The organism is Pseudomonas sp. XP1 (assembly GCF_053557675.1).
The window spans coordinates 30,021-47,698 of sequence record NZ_JBNRIJ010000035.1 but is presented as its reverse complement, the minus strand read 5'-3'; the positions used below and the strand labels follow the sequence as shown (position 1 = coordinate 47,698).

16 protein-coding genes are annotated in these 17,678 nt (G+C 63.2%); 10 read left to right on the top strand and 6 right to left on the bottom strand.

Features of this window, described 5'->3' with window-relative positions; translation table 11 throughout:
* Nucleotides 1–46: 46 nt before the first annotated feature.
* Complete coding sequence (locus tag ACK1U9_RS22075; protein WP_015271666.1) at nt 47–445, bottom strand: nuclear transport factor 2 family protein; 399 nt, start codon at nt 443–445, stop codon at nt 47–49.
* Between the two features lie 115 nt (nt 446–560).
* On the opposite strand from ACK1U9_RS22075, the gene ACK1U9_RS22070 reads away from it, so the two are divergent.
* Both ACK1U9_RS22070 and ACK1U9_RS22065 read left to right on the top strand, forming a co-directional pair.
* The gene (locus tag ACK1U9_RS22070; RefSeq protein ID WP_013974061.1) at nt 561–1,151 is read left to right on the top strand and encodes a GNAT family N-acetyltransferase; all 591 of its coding nucleotides are present in this window, start codon (nt 561–563) and stop codon (nt 1,149–1,151) included.
* Nucleotides 1,148–2,020, top strand: coding sequence for a carbon-nitrogen hydrolase family protein (locus tag ACK1U9_RS22065; protein WP_284386122.1), 873 nt, complete (start codon nt 1,148–1,150; stop codon nt 2,018–2,020). The genes ACK1U9_RS22070 and ACK1U9_RS22065 overlap by 4 nt, the downstream gene beginning before the upstream one ends.
* Before the next feature lie 165 nt (nt 2,021–2,185).
* Here ACK1U9_RS22065 and ACK1U9_RS22060 read toward each other — a convergent pair whose 3' ends face one another.
* Nucleotides 2,186–3,919: an IlvD/Edd family dehydratase gene (locus ACK1U9_RS22060; protein WP_085600487.1), complete on the bottom strand. Its 1,734-nt coding sequence runs from the start codon at nt 3,917–3,919 to the stop codon at nt 2,186–2,188.
* Between the two features lie 183 nt (nt 3,920–4,102).
* Here ACK1U9_RS22060 and ACK1U9_RS22055 point away from each other — a divergent pair, with 183 nt between their 5' ends.
* The 5 genes from ACK1U9_RS22055 to ACK1U9_RS22035 all read left to right on the top strand — a co-directional run bounded on the left by ACK1U9_RS22055 (nt 4,103) and on the right by ACK1U9_RS22035 (nt 10,604).
* Nucleotides 4,103–5,410: an MFS transporter gene (locus tag ACK1U9_RS22055; protein WP_046614054.1), complete on the top strand. Its 1,308-nt coding sequence runs from the start codon at nt 4,103–4,105 to the stop codon at nt 5,408–5,410.
* 28 nt (nt 5,411–5,438) lie between these two features.
* Nucleotides 5,439–6,428 carry an AraD1 family protein gene (gene araD1 / locus ACK1U9_RS22050; RefSeq protein WP_108481825.1) on the top strand — a complete coding sequence of 330 codons (990 nt, stop codon included), beginning with the start codon at nt 5,439–5,441 and terminating at the stop codon, nt 6,426–6,428.
* A gap of 204 nt (nt 6,429–6,632) precedes the next feature.
* Nucleotides 6,633–8,207 (top strand): aldehyde dehydrogenase (NADP(+)), encoded by a 1,575-nt coding sequence (locus ACK1U9_RS22045; protein ID WP_449110189.1) that lies wholly within the window; start codon nt 6,633–6,635, stop codon nt 8,205–8,207.
* A 99-nt stretch (nt 8,208–8,306) separates the two neighbouring features.
* Nucleotides 8,307–9,638 carry an MFS transporter gene (locus ACK1U9_RS22040; protein WP_085600495.1) on the top strand — a complete coding sequence of 444 codons (1,332 nt, stop codon included), beginning with the start codon at nt 8,307–8,309 and terminating at the stop codon, nt 9,636–9,638.
* 9 nt (nt 9,639–9,647) lie between these two features.
* Complete coding sequence (locus ACK1U9_RS22035) at nt 9,648–10,604, top strand: 2-hydroxyacid dehydrogenase (protein WP_108481827.1); 957 nt, start codon at nt 9,648–9,650, stop codon at nt 10,602–10,604.
* A 55-nt stretch (nt 10,605–10,659) separates the two neighbouring features.
* On the opposite strand, the gene ACK1U9_RS22030 is transcribed toward ACK1U9_RS22035, so the two are convergent.
* Nucleotides 10,660–11,574, bottom strand: a complete 915-nt coding sequence (locus ACK1U9_RS22030) for a LysR family transcriptional regulator (RefSeq protein ID WP_108481828.1) — start codon at nt 11,572–11,574, stop codon at nt 10,660–10,662.
* Nucleotides 11,575–11,756: 182 nt separating this feature from the next.
* Here ACK1U9_RS22030 and ACK1U9_RS22025 point away from each other — a divergent pair, with 182 nt between their 5' ends.
* The 3 genes from ACK1U9_RS22025 to ACK1U9_RS22015 are packed head-to-tail and all read left to right on the top strand — an operon-like array spanning nt 11,757 to nt 14,048.
* Nucleotides 11,757–13,094: a nucleobase:cation symporter-2 family protein gene (locus ACK1U9_RS22025; protein WP_108481829.1), complete on the top strand. Its 1,338-nt coding sequence runs from the start codon at nt 11,757–11,759 to the stop codon at nt 13,092–13,094.
* Nucleotides 13,095–13,152: 58 nt separating this feature from the next.
* Nucleotides 13,153–13,659 carry a nucleoside deaminase gene (locus ACK1U9_RS22020; RefSeq protein WP_085600501.1) on the top strand — a complete coding sequence of 169 codons (507 nt, stop codon included), beginning with the start codon at nt 13,153–13,155 and terminating at the stop codon, nt 13,657–13,659.
* 8 nt (nt 13,660–13,667) lie between these two features.
* Nucleotides 13,668–14,048 (top strand): hydroxyisourate hydrolase, encoded by a 381-nt coding sequence (locus tag ACK1U9_RS22015; RefSeq protein ID WP_449110188.1) that lies wholly within the window; start codon nt 13,668–13,670, stop codon nt 14,046–14,048.
* Between the two features lie 81 nt (nt 14,049–14,129).
* Here ACK1U9_RS22015 and ACK1U9_RS22010 read toward each other — a convergent pair whose 3' ends face one another.
* From ACK1U9_RS22010 to ACK1U9_RS22000, 3 genes are all read right to left on the bottom strand, one after another.
* Nucleotides 14,130–14,954 carry a DUF6708 domain-containing protein gene (locus tag ACK1U9_RS22010; protein ID WP_286196360.1) on the bottom strand — a complete coding sequence of 275 codons (825 nt, stop codon included), beginning with the start codon at nt 14,952–14,954 and terminating at the stop codon, nt 14,130–14,132.
* Between the two features lie 164 nt (nt 14,955–15,118).
* Nucleotides 15,119–15,919, bottom strand: coding sequence for a DUF6708 domain-containing protein (locus ACK1U9_RS22005; protein ID WP_286196359.1), 801 nt, complete (start codon nt 15,917–15,919; stop codon nt 15,119–15,121).
* A partial coding sequence (locus ACK1U9_RS22000) for a T6SS effector BTH_I2691 family protein (RefSeq protein WP_449110187.1) occupies nt 15,916–17,678 on the bottom strand: 1,763 nt, incomplete at its 5' end. The genes ACK1U9_RS22000 and ACK1U9_RS22005, both read right to left, overlap by 4 nt.

Here is a 17,678-nt window from a genome sequence, read left to right as displayed (position 1 = left end):
CCGGCGATGAGGCCAGTGCAGGCAACACAGCTCAACTCAACCAGGCTTAACCCACCTGCTCAACCCAGTCATTGAGGTTGTAGTAGTTGGTCACCCGGGCAATCTTCCCGCAATGGATATAGAAGAACGCCCCCGCCGGCAGTACATAGGTCTGCCCGTTGGCCGCCGGCAACCCTTCGTCATCGGCCAGATATTCCCCATGCACGGTGAACTCGGCCGCCGCGCGGCTGCCGTCGGCGTTCTGCATCACTACGATATCGGCCAGGCGCTCGCGGTAGCAGCGGTTCATCTTGTCCATGAACGCTGCAAACCGCGCCTTGCCCATCTGCCGCTCGCCCTGGTTGATGTCGTGGATCACATCCTCGCTGAGCAGGGCGAGAAAGGCCGGCATGTCGCCAGCGTTGAAGGCGGCGTAGTAAGCATTTACCAGTTCGGTAGCGGTCATGGAACAATACCTGTCGTGGAGGGAAAAGGCGGGTCGTTGCTCCGGATGATAGGGTTTCCCCTCAAGCCCGGCTTAGCCGAGCGCGTCATCCACATCGACAAAACGACCGCCAAGCATGGAAATACGCCTGTTGCACGGCGCCGCTATCGCGCCTTACATCGATGACCTCGCTCGCCTGCGCCTTACCGTGTTCCGCGAGTTTCCCTACCTTTATGACGGCACCCCGGAGTACGAGGCCGACTACCTGGCCACCTATGCCCGCTCCGGGCGCAGCCTGGTGGTGCTGGCGCTGGACGACGGCAAGGTCGTTGGCGCCTCCACCGGCCTGCCGCTGGTCGATGTCGCCCCCGAGTTCCAGCAGCCGTTCCTGGCCCAGGGGCGCGACCCGGCCAGCGTGTACTACTTCGGTGAGTCGGTGGTACTGCCCGAGTACCGTGGCCAGGGCTTGGGGGTGCGCTTTTTCATCGAGCGCGAGTCCTACGCGCACAAGCTGGCCGAGTTCGACTACTGCGCGTTCTGCGCGGTAGAGCGGCCAGGTGTGCATCCACGGCGCCCCGCGGACTACAAGCCATTGCATGGCTTCTGGCGTAACCGCGGCTTCCTGCACGACCCGTCGCTGCGCACCAGCTACGCCTGGCGCGACCTGGACGAGCAGGAAAGCTCCGATAAGCTGATGTCGTTCTGGCTCAAGGAATTGCCGATATGATCCGCCTGGCGGCCTGCCAGTACGCCATCGAGCTGCATGAAACCTGGGAGGCCTATGCCGACCACCTGCAAGGCCTGTGCGCCGAAGCAGTGGAGGCGGGGGCCCGCCTGCTGCTGTTGCCGGAGTACGCCGGGCTGGTGCTCAGCGGGCAACTGAGTGCCGAGCAGCGAGGTGACCTGAAGGCCTCCATCGCCGGCATCCAGCCGCTGATCGAACCTTGGAAAGCCCTGTGCGAGAGCCTTGCCCGGCGCTGGGGTATCTACCTGCAACCGGGTAGCGTACCGGTGCTGGACAGCGACGGGCGCTACCGCAACCGTGCCTGGCTGTTCGGCCCCAAGGGTGTGCTGGGTTTCCAGGACAAGCTGATGATGACCCGCTTCGAGCGCGAGCAGTGGGACATCGCGGCGGGGCAGGGGCTGCAGGTGTTCGACACCGAACTGGGGCGCCTGGGCATCCTGATCTGTTATGACAATGAATTCCCGATGCTGGCGCGGCGCCTGGCCGAGGGTGGTGCCGACCTGATCCTGGCGCCGAGCTGTACCGACACCGAGGCGGGATACCACCGGGTGCGTATCGGTGCCCAGGCGCGGGCGCTGGAGAACCAGATCGCGGTGTTGCAGAGCCCTACGGTCGGGCTGGCGCCCTGGTCGCCGGCGCTGGACGAGAATATCGGCCGTGCAGGGTTGTTCGTGCCACCGGATCATGGAATGCCGGGGGATGGGGTGGTGGCCTTGAGTGAAGAATCGAGCCCTGCCAACAGTCAGTGGCTGGTCTGTGAGGTGGACCTTGAGGAAGTACGGCGGGTGAGGCGGGAAGGGCAGGTGTTTACCCGCAGGGACTGGCCGGAGCAGTTTGACAGAGTCCTGTGAAAACAGCGGCGGCCTCTTCGCGGGCTTGCCCGCTCCCACAGGTACAGCGCAAGCCTGAGGGCTACGAGTTACCTGCCAACAGCTTCGCAGTCCCTGTGGGAGCCCGGCTTGCCGGCGATGGGCTGCGCAGCAGCCCCGATGACGCTAACCGACAGGCTTCAGGCCTTAGTGCGAGTGCTTGGGCACCGCCGCCCCTCGGCAACCGACCAGGAAGTCGAAGTCGCAACCTTCGTCGGCCTGCATGACGTGGTCCAGGTACAGCCTGGCGTAACCACCGCTGATCAGCTGCGGCGGGGCTTGCAGGTCGGCCAGGCGGCCGGCCAGTTCCTGGTCGGAAATGTCCAGGTGCAGGCGGCCTTCCTTGCAATCCAGTTCGATCCAGTCACCCTCACGCACGGCAGCCAATGGCCCGCCAGCTGCCGCTTCCGGCGCCACGTGCAGCACTACGGTGCCGTAGGCGGTGCCGCTCATGCGAGCATCGGAAATGCGCACCATGTCGGTCACGCCCTGGGCCAGCAGCTTGGCCGGCAGGCCCATGTTGCCGACCTCGGCCATGCCCGGGTAACCCTTGGGCCCGCAATGCTTCATCACCAGTACGGAACTGGCGTCCACCTCCAGCTCGGGGTCGTTGATGCGTGCCTTGTAATCGTCGAAGTTCTCGAACACCACCGCACGGCCACGATGCTGCATCAGCGCCGGGGTGGCGGCTGACGGCTTGAGCACAGCACCCTTGGGCGCCAGGTTGCCGCGCAGGATGCAGATACCGCCGTCGGCCACCAGCGGCTTGTCGAGCGGGCGGATCACCTCTTCGTCATACAGCGGTGCGGCCTGGCAGTTGTCCCACAGGCTCTTGCCGTTGGCCGTCAGCGCGGCAGGGTTGGGCAGCAGGCCGTGTTCGCCCAGGCGGCGGATGACCGCAGGCAGGCCGCCGGCATAGTAGAACTCTTCCATCAGGAAACGGCCCGAGGGCTGCAGGTCGACCAAGGTTGGCGTACCGCGGCCGATGCGGGTCCAGTCTTCCAGCTGCAGGTCCACGCCGATGCGCCCGGCAATGGCCTTGAGGTGAATCACCGCGTTGGTCGAGCCACCGATGGCGGCGTTGACGCGGATGGCGTTCTCGAAGGCTTCGCGAGTGAGGATTTTCGACAGGCGCAGGTCTTCGCGCACCATGTCGACAATGCGCATGCCCGACAGGTGGGCCAGCACGTAGCGGCGTGCATCTACCGCCGGAATGGCGGCGTTGTGCGGCAGCGAGGTGCCCAGCGCTTCGGCCATGCAGGCCATGGTCGAGGCGGTGCCCATGGTGTTGCAGGTACCTGCCGAGCGCGACATGCCGGCCTCGGCCGAGAGGAACTCGTTGAGGTCGATCTGGCCGGCCTTGTAGGCCTCGTGCATCTGCCAGACGATGGTGCCGGCGCCAATGTCCTTGCCTTTGTGCTTGCCGTTCAGCATCGGCCCACCGGTAACCACGATCGCCGGCACGTCACAGCTCGCCGCGCCCATCAGCAGCGCCGGGGTGGTCTTGTCACAGCCGGTCAGCAGCACCACGGCGTCCACCGGGTTGCCACGGATCGCTTCCTCCACGTCCATGCTCGCCAGGTTGCGGGTGAGCATGGCGGTGGGGCGCAGGTTGGACTCGCCGCTGGAAAACACCGGGAACTCCACCGGGAAGCCGCCAGCCTCCAGCACCCCCTTCTTGACGTGTTCGGCAATCTTGCGGAAGTGCGCGTTGCACGGGGTCAGCTCCGACCAGGTGTTGCAGATGCCGATGATCGGCTTGCCCTGGAATTCGTGGTCCGGAATGCCTTGGTTCTTCATCCAGCTGCGGTACATGAAACCGTTCTTGTCAGCGGTGCCGAACCATTGGGCGGAGCGCAGAGGGCGTTTGTGATCAGACATGGGGGTACCTAATTAGTATTACTATTTGTCGTTGTGGCGTCGAATGTACTGAGAAAAATGGTCTCTGTGAAGGCTTGTTGAATTAAATAGTAATACTATAAGATCATTCACCCAGGTCAGAGGTCTGCCAAAAAGTCCCCGGCCGGTGCTGTACCCATTACAAGAACAATTGGAGACATCGCCATGATTCAGGAGCAGCGGCTCGTCCGCCTGATCACACTGAAACTAATCCCTTTTCTGGTACTGCTTTACCTGGTGGCCTATGTCGACCGTTCCGCGGTGGGCTTCGCCAAGCTGCACATGGGCGCCGACATCGGCCTGGGTGACGCTGCCTACGGCCTTGGTGCCGGGCTCTTCTTCATTGGTTACTTCCTGTTCGAGGTGCCGAGCAACCTGTTGCTCGACCGCTTTGGCGCCCGCCGCTGGTTCGCCCGCATCCTGGTCACCTGGGGCGCGATCACCGTCGGCATGGCCTTCGTCACCGGGCCCAACGGTTTCTACGTGATGCGCTTTCTGCTGGGGGCGGCCGAGGCGGGCTTCTTCCCGGGCGTGCTGTACTACATCACCCAGTGGTACCCGGTACGCCATCGCGGCAAGATCCTCGGCTTCTTCATCCTCTCCCAGCCGCTGGCGATGCTGATCACCGGGCCGCTCTCGGGCGCGCTGCTGGGGCTCGATGGCATCTACGGCCTGCATGGCTGGCAATGGCTGTTCATCTGCATTGGTACCCCGGCGGTGTTGCTGGCCTGGCCGACCCTGCGCCTGTTGCCGGATAGCCCGGCCAAGGTGCGCTGGCTCAGCGACGAGCAACGCAGCTGGCTGCAGGAACAACTGGCCAACGACCTGCGCGAGTTCGGCCAGACCCGCCATGGCAATCCGTTGCATGCCCTGAAGGACAGCCGGGTGCTGTTGCTGGCGCTGTTCTACCTGCCGGTGACCCTGAGCATCTACGGCCTTGGCCTTTGGCTACCCACGCTGATCCATCAGTTCGGCGGCAGTGACCTGGTCACCGGTTTCGTTTCGGCCGTGCCTTACCTGTTCGGCATCATCGGCCTGCTGATCGTGCCGCGTAGCTCCGACCGCCTGAACGACCGCTATGGCCACCTCGGCCTGCTTTACGCCCTGGGGGCAATCGGCCTGTTCCTCAGCGCGTGGCTGAGCGTGCCGGCCATGCAGCTGGCGGCACTGTGCCTGGTGGCGTTCGCGTTGTTCTCCTGCACCGCCATTTTCTGGACCTTGCCGGGCCGGTTCTTCTCCGGGGCCAGCGCCGCAGCCGGCATCGCCTTGATCAACTCGATCGGCAACCTCGGCGGTTACCTGGGCCCGTTCGGTATCGGCGCGCTCAAGGAGCACACCGGGCAGCTTTCGTCGGGGCTGTATTTCCTGGCCGTGGTGATGCTGTTCGGGCTGTTGCTCACCGGGGTTGTCTACAACCGCCTGGAGCGCCGCCAGCGCCTGGCTTCCACGCGGGCAGCCGAAGCCTCCCGCTAATTTTCGCAACCGAGAAGCGAGCACAAACATGCGATTGATCCAATTTGAAACCGCCACCGGCGAGCGCTGCGTGGGCGTGGTGGAAGGCGATTACGCCCTGCAGGTGCAGGGCGCTGGCAGCACCCGCCAGCTGGCCCTGCAAGCCATTGCCGCCGGCCGTGACCTGGCCGCTGAAGTGCAGGCTGCCGGCCTGGGCGAGCGCCACGACTACCTGGCCCTGCTGGCCGAAGGCCGCGTGTTGCCACCACTGGACCACCCGGACCCGGCGCACTGCCTGGTCACCGGCACCGGGCTGACCCACCTGGGCAGCGCCGCTACCCGCGACAAGATGCATCAGCAGCAGGCCGAAGGCGCGGTGACCGACAGCATGCGCATGTTCCAGTGGGGCCTCGAGGGCGGTCGGCCGCCGGCAGGCGAGGAGGGCGCCCAGCCGGAGTGGTTCTACAAGGGCGACGGTGGCATCGTCGTGCGCCCTGGCGCCGACCTGCCGCTGCCGGCGTTCGCCGAGGATGCCGGCGAGGAGCCGGAGCTGGTCGGGCTGTACCTGATCGGTGCCGACGGCAAGCCCTACCGCCTTGGCTACGCATTGGGCAACGAGTTTTCCGACCATGTGATGGAGCGGCGCAACTACCTGTACCTGGCCCATTCCAAGCTGCGCGCCTGCAGCTTCGGCCCAGAGCTGCGCCTGGGTGCGCTGCCGGCCCACCTGGAAGGCACCAGCCGTATTTTGCGCAACGGCCAGGAGCTGTGGCGCAAGCCGTTCCTGTCGGGCGAGCAGAACATGTGCCACAGCTTCGAGAACCTCGAGTTCCACCACTTCAAGTACACCCAGTTCCTGCGCCCTGGCGATATCCACGTGCATTACTTCGGCACCGCCACGCTGTCGTTCGCCGACGGCATCCAGGCGCGGCCGGGCGACACCTTCGAAGTCAGCCTCGACGCCTTCGGCCAGCCGCTGCGCAATGGCATTGCAGCAGCGCCCGGGCAGGTTCGCCCCGGGGTGGTGAAAAGCCTTTGAGCTCGCTGCCAGCCGGTTGATGAATCGGGGCCGCTTTGCGGCCCTTCGCGGGTTCGCCCGCTCCCACAAATACGGCGCAAGCTGCCAGAACTGCGCGGTCCCTGTGGGAGCTGGCTTGCCTGCGATGGGCTGCGAAGCAGCCCCCTTTCCGCTAACTGCCTGACACGAGCATCTGAACCTTCTTTCTCATTACAGGAGTCAATCATGACCGGAAGCAACTTCATTGGCGGCCAGCGCAGCGCCGCCGGCAGCGTGCGCCTGCAAAGCCTCGATGCGCGTACCGGCGAAGCCTTGCCGCAGGCCTTTGCCCAGGCCACCCCGGAAGAGGTGGACGCCGCCGCGCAGGCTGCCGAAGCGGCCTTCGCCGAATACAACGCCTTGGCGCCGCAGCGCCGTGCGCAGTTCCTCGATGCCATTGCCGACCAGCTGGATGCGCTGGACGACACCTTTGTCGCCACCGTGTGCCGCGAAACCGCACTGCCGGCCGGGCGCATCCAGGGCGAGCGGGCGCGTACCAGCAACCAGATGCGCCTGTTCGCCACGGTGCTTCGCCGTGGCGACTATCTGGGTGCTCGCATCGACCGTGCACAGCCACAGCGCCAGCCGCTGCCGCGCCCCGATCTGCGCCAGTACCGTACCGGCGTCGGCCCGGTAGCGGTGTTCGGTGCCAGCAACTTCCCGCTGGCCTTCTCCACCGCAGGGGGGGATACCGCCGCAGCGCTGGCTGCCGGCTGCCCGGTCGTGGTCAAGGCGCACAGCGGCCACATGGCCACTGCCGAACGGGTGGCCGAGGCCATCGAGCGGGCGGTCGTGGCCACCGGCATGCCCGCGGGCGTGTTCAACATGATCTACGGCGCCGGTGTCGGCGAAGCGCTGGTGCGCCACCCGGCGATCCAGGCCGTGGGCTTCACCGGTTCGCTCAAGGGCGGCCGCGCGCTGTGCGAGCTGGCTGCGTCGCGCCCGCAGCCGATTCCGGTGTTCGCCGAAATGAGCAGCATCAACCCGGTGCTGGTCTTGCCAGCGGCCTTGCAGGCCAGGGGCGAGCAGGTGGCCAGGGAGCTGGCCGCTTCGGTGGTGCTGGGCTGCGGGCAGTTCTGCACCAACCCGGGGCTGGTCATCGGTATTGCCGGCGAAGCGTTCAGTACCTTCCTCACGGCCCTTGGCGCGCATCTGGCCGACCAGGCCGGGCAGACCATGCTCAATGCCGGCACCTTGCGCAGCTATAACCAGGGTGTGCAACGCCTGCTCCAGCACCCGGGCGTGCGCCATCTGGCCGGTGCCGAGCAGGCGGGTGACCAGGCCCAGGCACAGCTGTTCCAGGCCGATGTGAGCTTGCTGCTGAACGGTGACGCACTGCTTCAGGAAGAGGTCTTCGGGCCTGCCACGGTGGCCGTCGCAGTAGCCGACGAAGCCGAACTGCGCCGCGCCGTGCAAGCCTTGCATGGGCAACTGACCGCAACCCTGATTGCCGAGCCGGAGGACTTCCAGCACTTCGCCGCGCTGGTGCCGGTGCTGCAGCGCAAGGCCGGGCGATTGTTGGTCAACGGCTACCCGACCGGCGTTGAAGTATGCGATGCGATGGTGCATGGCGGGCCGTACCCGGCCACGTCCGATGCCCGTGGGACCTCGGTCGGCACCTTGGCCATCGACCGCTTCCTGCGCCCGGTGTGCTACCAGGACTACCCGGACGCGCTATTGCCCGATGCCCTGAAAAACGCCAACCCGCTGGGCCTGCAACGCCTGGTCGACGGCCAGCACAGCCGCGAGGCGCTGGCCTGACGCCTTGAGCTCCGACGTTGAATCGCTGCCCCCCGCCCGGCCAAGGCCAGGGCGGGCATTCGACCTATACCCCAAGAACAACAACAAGAGGTTGCAGCCATGCCCAGTCGTTCCTTGCCCGCCGACCTGATCGCGCGGGAGTCGCTGGATAACCACCTGTTCCGCAAGATCAACTGGCGCATCGTGCCGCTGTTCATCGTGTGTTTCCTGTTCGCCTACCTGGACCGCGTCAACATCAGTTTTGCCAAGCTGCAGATGCAGAGTGCGCTGGGTTTCAGCGACGCGGTCTACGGCCTGGGCGCGAGCCTGTTCTTCGTCGGCTACTTCCTGTTCGAGGTGCCGAGCAACGTGTTGCTGCACCGCATCGGCGCGCGCATCTGGATCGCCCGCATCATGATCAGCTGGGGCCTGGCCTCGGCGGCGATGATGTTCGTCACCAGCGAAACCTGGTTCTACGTGCTGCGTTTCCTCATCGGCGTGATGGAAGCCGGTTTCGTGCCTGGGGTGTTGTACTTCTTCACCCAGTGGTACCCCAGCGACCGCCGTGCGCGCATCAATGCCTATTTCAAGAGTTCGATCTGCCTGTGCGGCATCGTCGGTGGCCCGTTGGCGGGGTTCATCCTCAGCCATTTCGACGGGGTCAACGGGCTGGCCGGCTGGCAGTGGCTGTTCCTGCTCGAGGGGCTGCCGTCGGTACTGCTGGGCCTGCTGGTGCTGTGGCTGGTCAGTGATCGCATCGAGGATGCCCGCTGGCTCGACGCCGAAGAAAAGCGCTACCTGCGCGAGCGTCTCGATGCCGAGCCCAGGCCCGAAGGGGGCAGCTCGGTTCGCGCCATCCTGCGCGAGCCGGCCTCGGTGGCGTTGTCGGCGATCTACCTGTGCCTGGTGATGGCTCTGACCGGGCTGCTGTTCTGGATGCCACAGTTGATTCGCAACGCTGGCGTGGCCGATGCCATGGACATCGGCTTGCTGACCATGATCCCGTACCTGGTGGCGGTGGTGGGCAACCTGCTGATCGGCCGCAGCTCCGACCTGCGCGGCGAGCGCCGCTGGCACATGGCGAGCTGTGCCGCCATGACCACCGCAGGCTATGCGCTGTGCGCCGGTTTCAGCGGCCAGCTGTGGCTGCTGATGCTGGGCATGAGCCTGGTCATGACCGGGATCATCGCCTGGATGCCGATCTTCTGGACCCTGCCGCCGAAGTACCTGGCCGGCCTGGCGGCGGCGGCGGGTATTGCGCTGATCAACTCCATCGGCCAGCTCGGCGGCATTGTCGGCCCGTATCTGGTCGGCAGGGTACGCGACGTCAGCGGGTCGCCAACCCCGGCACTGTGGTTGCTCACTGCAGTCAGCCTGCTGGCAGTGATATTGATCATCTGGGGCGTCCCGCGCCGGCTGTACGCGGCTCAACCTGAAACGCGCATCGACTGAGGAGGTTCCATGCAACGTGTCGTTTCCTTCGGCCCCATTTCCAGCGCCGAGGTGCTGGCCGACCTGGGCCGGCGTTACCACTTTCAGCGTTTCGACCAGCCGCTGGCCGACCGCGAACGCTTTCTTGCGGCGCTGGCCACTGCCGACGGGCTGATCGGCAGTACCTTGCCGCTGGGTGCGGAGCTGCTTGACCGGGCCCCGGCATTAAAGGCCATTGCCAGCGTCTCTGCGGGTTTTGACAACTATGACCTGGCGTACTTGCGCAAGCGCGGTATCCGCTTGACCAACACCCCGGATGCGGTGACCGAAGCCACCGCCGATACCGGGTTCATGTTGCTGATGATGGCTGCCCGACGCGCTGGCGAGCTGGCGCAGATGGTGCGTGATGGCGAATGGACGCACGCTATCGACGCCACGCGCTTCGGCCGCGATGTGCACGGCAAGACCTTGGGTATCGTCGGGCTTGGCCGCATCGGTGCGGCGGTGGCCAGGCGCGGGCATTTCGGTTTTGGCATGCAGGTGCTGTACAGCGGCAATAGTGACAAGCCCGAGTATGAAGCGCAGTTCGCCGCAAGGCGGGTGCCGCTGCAACAATTGTTGGGCGAGGCGCACTTCGTCTGCGTCTGCGTGCCGCTGAGTCCGGCCACGCATCACTTGTTCGGCCGCGAGCAGTTCGCAGCCATGCGGGCCGATGCAGTGTTCGTCAACATCGCCCGTGGTGCTGTGGTCGATGAGGCCGCGCTGGTGCAGGCGCTGGTCGAGGGGCAGCTCGGCGCGGCCGGGTTGGACGTGTTCGAGCAAGAGCCGCTGCCGGCCACCTCGCCGTTGCTGGCGTTGCCCCAGGTGGTGGCGCTGCCGCACATCGGCTCGGCCACCGTCGAGGCGCGTGCATTGATGGCGCGTACTGCGGCGGCCGAGCTGGCAGCGGTACTCGAGGGCAGGGCGCCGAACCATCCTGTTCTATAGGGCTGCGCGCAGCCAGCAAGAGGCACCATCCAGCAGGCGCCGGTATCGACCTGGCTTACAAGGTGGTCGAGCGCCCCAGCCGGTCAACCTCGAACACCTTGCTGCGCTGCAGGCTCTCCCACAGGTAGCGCGCCGCCGGGCCGGGCTGGCGCTTGCGGTGCCACAGCAGGTCTACACCCACCAGCCAGTCGGTGTGGGGGTACGCCTCCAGCTGCAACTCAACCAGTTGGCCGCTTTCCAGCTCGCGCTGCACCAGCTGGCGTGGCAGAGTCGCCCAGCCAAGCCCGGCACGGACCATTTCTACCAGCGCCAGGTAACTCTCCGCCTGCCATAGCTGCCCGGCACGCAGGTATTCGCTGCTGGGCAGTTTGTCGGCATGGGCGGCGAAAGCCAGCCGTCGATGGGCGTTGAGGTCGGCGAAACTCACCGGGCACTGGCGCGCCAGGGCGAACCCGGGGTTGCACACATGGGTCATGATCAGTTTGCCCAGTTGCTGGAAGGCCAGCTCCGGCGGGTAGTCGGGCTGGGCGAAGGTCACCCCCAGGTCGGCCTCGCCAGCCAGGATCATTTCACTGACATCACCGTGCACCGGGTGGCGGATCAGCAGGTCGACAAAGGGAAACGCCTGGTCGAAGCCTTTGAATGGTGGGATAAGCGGCCCATACGGTACTTCGATCGCCAGGGTCAGGGTGGCTTCTACCTGGCCGGCCAGGCTGTCGGCGCTCCCCTCCAGCGCGTAGCAGCGCTCGAGGATGCCCTCGGCCCGCAGCAACAGCTTGTGGCCGGCAGCAGTCAGCTTGGGGATGCGGCTGGAGCGGTCGAACAGCTGCACGCCCAGGTCGGTTTCCAGGTTGCTGATCGCTGCACTGACCGTCGACTGGGTGCGCCCCAGCCGCCGCGCTGCGGCAGAGAACGAGCCGGCCTGAACGGCACCGACGAAAACCTGCAGTTGCTCAAGGGAAAAGCGCATTGTCCGATCCTTTCTACCGCTCGATCCATCGATAGTAACGATGGTTAATCATTTGCTCCATCGGTGATTTCACAGGATTCTTCACCTCGACATCGGTGTCAGCTGCCCAGGCTTTCCTGCGCTGCATGTCACTCCGGGCGCCTTCAACAATAAAAAGAGCCGCATTTGAGGAGAGTCACGACATGAGCCAATCCAAGATCCATCCCGTGGACCAGGTCCTGCCCCCGCGGGAGCTGTTCACTTTCGGTCTGCAGCATGTTCTGGTGATGTACGCCGGCGCCGTCGCGGTGCCGTTGATTCTGGGCAGTGCCCTGGGCCTGAGCCAGGCCCAGGTGGTCACGCTGATCAATGCCAACTTGCTGACCTCGGGCATTGCCACTTTGCTCCAGACCCTCGGCCTGTGGCGCTTCGGCGCGCGCCTGCCGCTGATCCAGGGCTGTTCGTTCATTGCTTTGGCGCCGATGATCATGATCGGCAAGGCGTTCGGCCTGGCGCATGTGTTCGGCGCGGTCATTGCCGCCGGTGCGCTTACGATTGCCATTGCACCGCTGTTCAGCCGGTTGCTGCGGTTCTTTCCGCCAGTGGTGATCGGCAGCCTGATCACGGTCATCGGCATTTCGCTGATGCCGGCCGCAGCCATCTGGCTTGGCGGAGGGCAGCCTGGCGCTGCGGACTTCGGCAAGCCGGCCAACCTGCTGCTCGGTGTGGCGACGGTAGCGATCACGCTGGTGATCCATGCCCGTTTTCGTGGGTTCATCGGCAACCTCAGCGTGCTGCTGGGGCTGATTGCCGGCAGCCTGGTGGCCGCGGTCTGCGGCATGACGGATTTCAGCCAGGTCTCGGCTGCGGCATGGTTCGAGCTCAGCGCGCCGATGGCGTTCGGCGTGCCGCAGTTCTCGTTCACCCCGGTACTGATCATGCTGTTGGCGATGCTGGTGATCATGGCTGAGACCACCGGCAATTGCCTGGCCATCGGCAAGCTGACGGGCCGGCCCACTGACCAGCGTACCCTTGCCAATGCGTTCCGCGCCGATGGCCTGTCGACCATGCTAGGCGGCATGTTCAACAGCTTTCCCTACAACGCGTTCACGCAGAACACCGGGCTGATTGCGCTGTCCGGGGTCAAGAGCCGCTACGTGGTCGCCGCCGCCGGCGCGATCATGGTGCTGATGGGGCTGTTCCCCAAGCTGGGGGCGCTGATTGCCAGTGTGCCGACGCCGGTCCTGGGCGGCTGCGCCATCGTAATGTTCGGCATGACCACCGTGGCCGGTATCCAGGAGCTTGCCCGGGTGCGTTTCGAGGGCACCCGCAACGGCTTGGTGGTGGCGGTATCGGTCAGCATCGGCGTGCTGCCGATGTCGATGCCGGCGCTGTTCGGGCATGTCAGCGGCCCGCTGAAACTGGTACTCGAGAGCGGGATCTTTCTCGCCGCCGTCAGCGCCATCCTGCTCAACCTGTTGCTCAACCGCGCGCCTGATACCAGCACCCGGAACGCCGCCGATAGCGGCCTGGCCAACTGAACCTTGTTCACGCGCGCCAGCTGGCGCGCGTTCCATCATCCCTCAGGGAGGACCGTTCGTGACCTTTTCAAACCACCAAGACACCGGCCTGTCCGCACTCGACCTGGACCTGCTGCGCCAGTCGATTCGTCTGTCCGAGCAAGCCCGCGAGGAAGGCCGGCATCCGTTCGCTGCCATTGTCGCCGATGCCCAGGGCCGGGTCGTCGCCAGTGCCGGCAACAACTCCATGCCCCCGCAGGGCGACCCGACCCAGCATGCCGAACTGGTCGCCGCAGCCCGTGCAGCCAGGCTGCTGACGCCTGAGCAACTGGCCTCCTGCACGTTGTACACCAGTGCCGAGCCTTGCTGCATGTGTGCCGGCGCGGTCTACTGGACCGGCATCGGCCGGGTGGTGTACGCGCTGTCGGAACATGCCCTGCTTGGACTGACCGGTGCCCACCCGGAAAACCCCACCTTCGCCTTGCCGTGCCGCGAGGTGTTCGCCCGCGGGCAGCGTGTCGTGCAGGTGCACGGGCCGGTATTGGAGGATGAGGCGGCGCAGGCCCACCGGGGGTTCTGGGCATGAGCGGCGGGGTGTCCGTGCATGTGGTCGACATTGCCAGCGGGCGAGCTGCCGAAGGCTTGTGCCTGAGCATCGGGGTGCCCGGCGCGGCACCGATCGCCGAAGGCTGCATCGACGCGCGTGGGCAGTGGCCGGAACTGGCGGCTCTGAGCGGGCGGTTTCCCGTCGGCGTGTACGAAGTGCGTTTGCAGGTGGCGCAGTTCTACCGCCAGATCGGTGTGGGGTTACCCGAGATACCGTTCCTCGACGAGCTGGTGTACCGCTTCGGCATTGGGGATGCACAGGCTCACTATCATTTGCCTTTCAAGATCACCGCCTGGGGTGTCAGTTGCTTTCGGGGGGGGGGCATGAGCAACGTACAAGCCAACAATTCGGCTTCTGCCGAGCCTTGACTACCTCGCTGAGGGGCTTTGCCCGGAGCGAGTGACAAAAGCCGGGCCGGTGCCATCCGATGGCCGCGCAGTGGGTCAGATTCACGAGCTGATATTGCCCTGTTCTCGTTCAGGCGGTGCAGTACGGGACTCACGGTCAATATCCTCCGGCCAATGAACCTTGGGCGCCAGGCAATGCATGTGGCTCAGGCCATCGTCGTCGTTCCAGTCACGGGGTGGGTGCACGAACTTCGGCAGGGCTTCGGGGCCTTGCTGCATGAATAGGCGGGCGATGGCCCAATAGGCTTCGCCTTGGTAGAGGTTGTGGGTGAAGAACACGCGGTCGATGACTTCGTTGGTTTCCGGGTTGCGGATCGACAGCATGATGTTCTCGATCAGGCCCCCGTGGCCAGGGGCGTAGACTCGGTAGACTTCGGCGGTCACGTCGTCCCAGTTGTAGGCGACCGGCTTGACGCCCCAGCGTTTGCGGCTGAAGATGAATATGCGGTCATATCGAAACTCATAAATGTATATCTTTTGGCGAAGGCGATTGAAGCGAATTGGTTCATCTCTAGGCGTAACCAGATCAAGTCTGATATAGGGAATCAAAGCCCACAGTATTGCCGGAGGAAAAATTATTGATATGTTTATTAGCCAATCGCGCTGCCAACCGTCATGTAAAAGACTCCAGTAGAGGCAAAGCGTCAATCCCAGAATAAAAATCAATCCCGGAACCCCAACTAAAAATATGACACCTCGGAGGACGGTACTGCTCCGTGGTAACTCGAGATAAACATCATCGAAGTAGTTTGGCGACGGTTTGACACTTGCCCACACTTCCCGCCATCTTGGCACTTCATCTACCTTGGGAAGGTCATGACTCCAGCCTAAAGCGCGCTCCCACAAAACTTTACTATCACGTTTCACTCGTGAATCTCCCTGACATAAATCTCAATGTACACACTTGGCATCCAGGCAGAGCGCGTAGCAGCCTGCCGTAGGGCCTGGCTGTGCAGGTGCTTTGCGGGAACAGTGAGGCTGCCGCAACCTATGGCAGCCTATACTTACTATGCTTGGGGGCATCGGCCCTCTTATTCAGATGGGGCTGTACGGGACTCACGGTCAATGTCCTCCGGCCAATGAACCTTGGGTGCCAGGCAATGCATGTGGCTCAGGCCATCGTCATCGTTCCAGTCACGGGGTGGGTGCACGAACTTCGGCAGGGCTTCGGGGCCTTGCTGCATGAATAGCCGAGCGATGGCCCAGTAGGCTTCGCCTTGGTAGAGGTTGTGGGTGAAGAACACGCGGTCGATGACTTCGTTGGTTTCCGGGTTGCGGATCGACAGCATGACGTTTTCGATCAGCCCACCGTGGCCGGGGGCGTAGACTCGGTAGACTTCGGCAGTTACGTCGTCCCAGTTGTAGGCGACCGGTTTGACGCCCCAGCGTTTGCGGCTGAAGATGAATATGCGGTCATATCGAAACTCATAAATGTATATCTTTTGGCGAAGTCGATTGAAGCGAATTGGTTCATCTCTAGGCGTAACCAGATCAAGTCTGACATAGGGAATCAAAGCCCATAATGCTACCGGAAGAAGAGCTATTGATATGTTTGTAAGCCAGTCGCGCGGCCAACTGCCATGCAAAAGGCTCCAGTATAAGTAAAGCGTAATTCCTAAAGCGAATAGCAAACCCGGAATCCCAATCAAAAATATAACACCTCGAAGGATGGTGCTGCTCCGCGGTAACTCGAGATATATATAATCGAAATAGTTTGGCGACGGCTTGACACTCGCCCACACTTCCCGCCACTTTGGCACTTCCTCTACCTTGGGAAGGTCATGACTCCAGCCTAAAGCGCGCTCCCATAGAACTTTACCATCACGCTTCACTCGTTAATCTCCCTAGCACAAATCTCAATATACCCACTTGGCAAGCTCCGATCCGGCCAGTACATCACCAACAGCGTAGCTGCCAATATCGTGTGGTTTCCTATAGTTGCCATGAGCGATATCGAGCCAGAAATCTCTAACTGACTGAGCCCCGCAGGGTAAGGTTTTCGCTTCTCGCTGATTGAATAATTGCGGTCGTGGTCGGGTATTCGCGGCGATGTAAAGCTGGAAAATGAAGAGGATGGTGAGAGAGGCTCTTCAGAGTTTGCAAAGAAATTGCCCGAAGCAATAGTTTCCCCGCCAATGTAATCAGGGTGATTACCGTCACCGTGACGATGCACGATCAATTTCCAGCGATATCCCGAAGAACGCTCGTCGTACATAGGCAAAGCGATCAAGAATTTTAGATCCCTCATTATTTCGACACTAATCAAGCCACCGATTTTCGGAAGCCCTGGATCAGTTGCCAAGCGCGACTCAAAATTCAACTTTGCCTGAACGCCTAGCGTGGCAGCATTGAGTTCGGCAAAAGCGATATCCGCTTGTTCTGGAACATTCCAATGAATGCTCGGCTTTTCGTCTGCTTTTCCAAAGCAGCACCGCCTTACCCAGCGCTCCAGATCAGTTGATTCATTTTCCTGAGCGCGTTTGCTTAGTTGATAAGCAGCAAGCGTGAGGGCGATCGCCAATCCCAGCGGGCCGAAAACCAAGGGTTTAAGTACTGCGAATCCGAAAGCGACAGTGCCAAAAACATACAAACCGGCCGAAATTAGATGTCGCTGGTATGCGGCATCATCACCCGCAGCGGCAGCTCGCCTGGTCGCATTGATTGCTTGAGCCGTATCAAAGAGCCCTGCAACCACACTTACCAAAGCACCAAGCCTTATCAAGGCCCCCCCACTGGCTGCAACACCCTTTGCCCGCGCCAAATTCAGTGGACCAGCGCTTGATCTCAAAATGAGCCCAACCAACTCGATTTGCCCTCCCAACACGCCCAATTGAGATCCTTGCAACGCCAACTTGGCCTCATACGCCTTCGGCCCAATCTCCGTTTCCGCCTTTTCCTGATTCCTTCCCAGGCTGTCCTGTTGCAAATACAACCCGCCTATCGCCAGCAGAACCTCCCAGCTGCCGGCAATCCCACGCAACCCGGAAAAACCGGTCTTCACCAATCGGGCCGCCTGCTGCGACGTGATCTTCATCCCCTGCAACAACCTGCGCGCATCGGTTTCCAGCGTCCCCGCTGCCACCGAGATATCCACCAGGGCAAGCTGCGCCGCGCTGCTCGCCTGGGTCACGCCCATGCTGGCTTCCTTGAACAACCGCCCATGCACCTCCTCAGCCTTGCCTTCGACCCACACCGTCACACTGATCATCGTATTGGTGAGCCGTGGATCGAGCACGGCCAGGCTCATCAAGCCGTGCTGGATGATCGGCCGCACCTTGCGCATGGCCTTCATCGAGCCAAACTCGAAGTCATCGATATTGCGGCGCATCCGGTCCCGCGCCTCGGCGATCGACGCATTGGCCTTGTGCTGCAACTCCCGCAGGTGCGCACTCTGCAAGGCGTAGTACTCGCCCAGCTTCATCTTCACTTCCAGTTCGATCAGGTGCACGCCGTTGTAGAGAAACTGCGTAGCGCTGTTCAGGTGCCGCACGGCCTTCTGAATGCCAGGCGACAGACATGGCGCCAGCCGCTGACTAGCCGCATTGAGCGCACCCTGCGTTTCAGCAATGGCCTGCTTGAGGGTATTGCGCG

What these genes read in the sequence shown, in the direction of transcription:
- ACK1U9_RS22060 (WP_085600487.1), bottom strand. Translation starts at nt 3,919, where the DNA reads ATGTCTGATCACAAACGCCCTCTGCGCTCCGCCCAATGGTTCGGCACC.
- ACK1U9_RS22040 (WP_085600495.1), top strand. Translation starts at nt 8,307, where the DNA reads ATGCCCAGTCGTTCCTTGCCCGCCGACCTGATCGCGCGGGAGTCGCTG.
- araD1 (WP_108481825.1), top strand. Translation starts at nt 5,439, where the DNA reads ATGCGATTGATCCAATTTGAAACCGCCACCGGCGAGCGCTGCGTGGGC.
- ACK1U9_RS22070 (WP_013974061.1), top strand. Translation starts at nt 561, where the DNA reads ATGGAAATACGCCTGTTGCACGGCGCCGCTATCGCGCCTTACATCGAT.
- ACK1U9_RS22045 (WP_449110189.1), top strand. Translation starts at nt 6,633, where the DNA reads ATGACCGGAAGCAACTTCATTGGCGGCCAGCGCAGCGCCGCCGGCAGC.
- ACK1U9_RS22065 (WP_284386122.1), top strand. Translation starts at nt 1,148, where the DNA reads ATGATCCGCCTGGCGGCCTGCCAGTACGCCATCGAGCTGCATGAAACC.
- ACK1U9_RS22030 (WP_108481828.1), bottom strand. Translation starts at nt 11,574, where the DNA reads ATGCGCTTTTCCCTTGAGCAACTGCAGGTTTTCGTCGGTGCCGTTCAG.
- ACK1U9_RS22035 (WP_108481827.1), top strand. Translation starts at nt 9,648, where the DNA reads ATGCAACGTGTCGTTTCCTTCGGCCCCATTTCCAGCGCCGAGGTGCTG.
- ACK1U9_RS22025 (WP_108481829.1), top strand. Translation starts at nt 11,757, where the DNA reads ATGAGCCAATCCAAGATCCATCCCGTGGACCAGGTCCTGCCCCCGCGG.
- ACK1U9_RS22055 (WP_046614054.1), top strand. Translation starts at nt 4,103, where the DNA reads ATGATTCAGGAGCAGCGGCTCGTCCGCCTGATCACACTGAAACTAATC.
- ACK1U9_RS22075 (WP_015271666.1), bottom strand. Translation starts at nt 445, where the DNA reads ATGACCGCTACCGAACTGGTAAATGCTTACTACGCCGCCTTCAACGCT.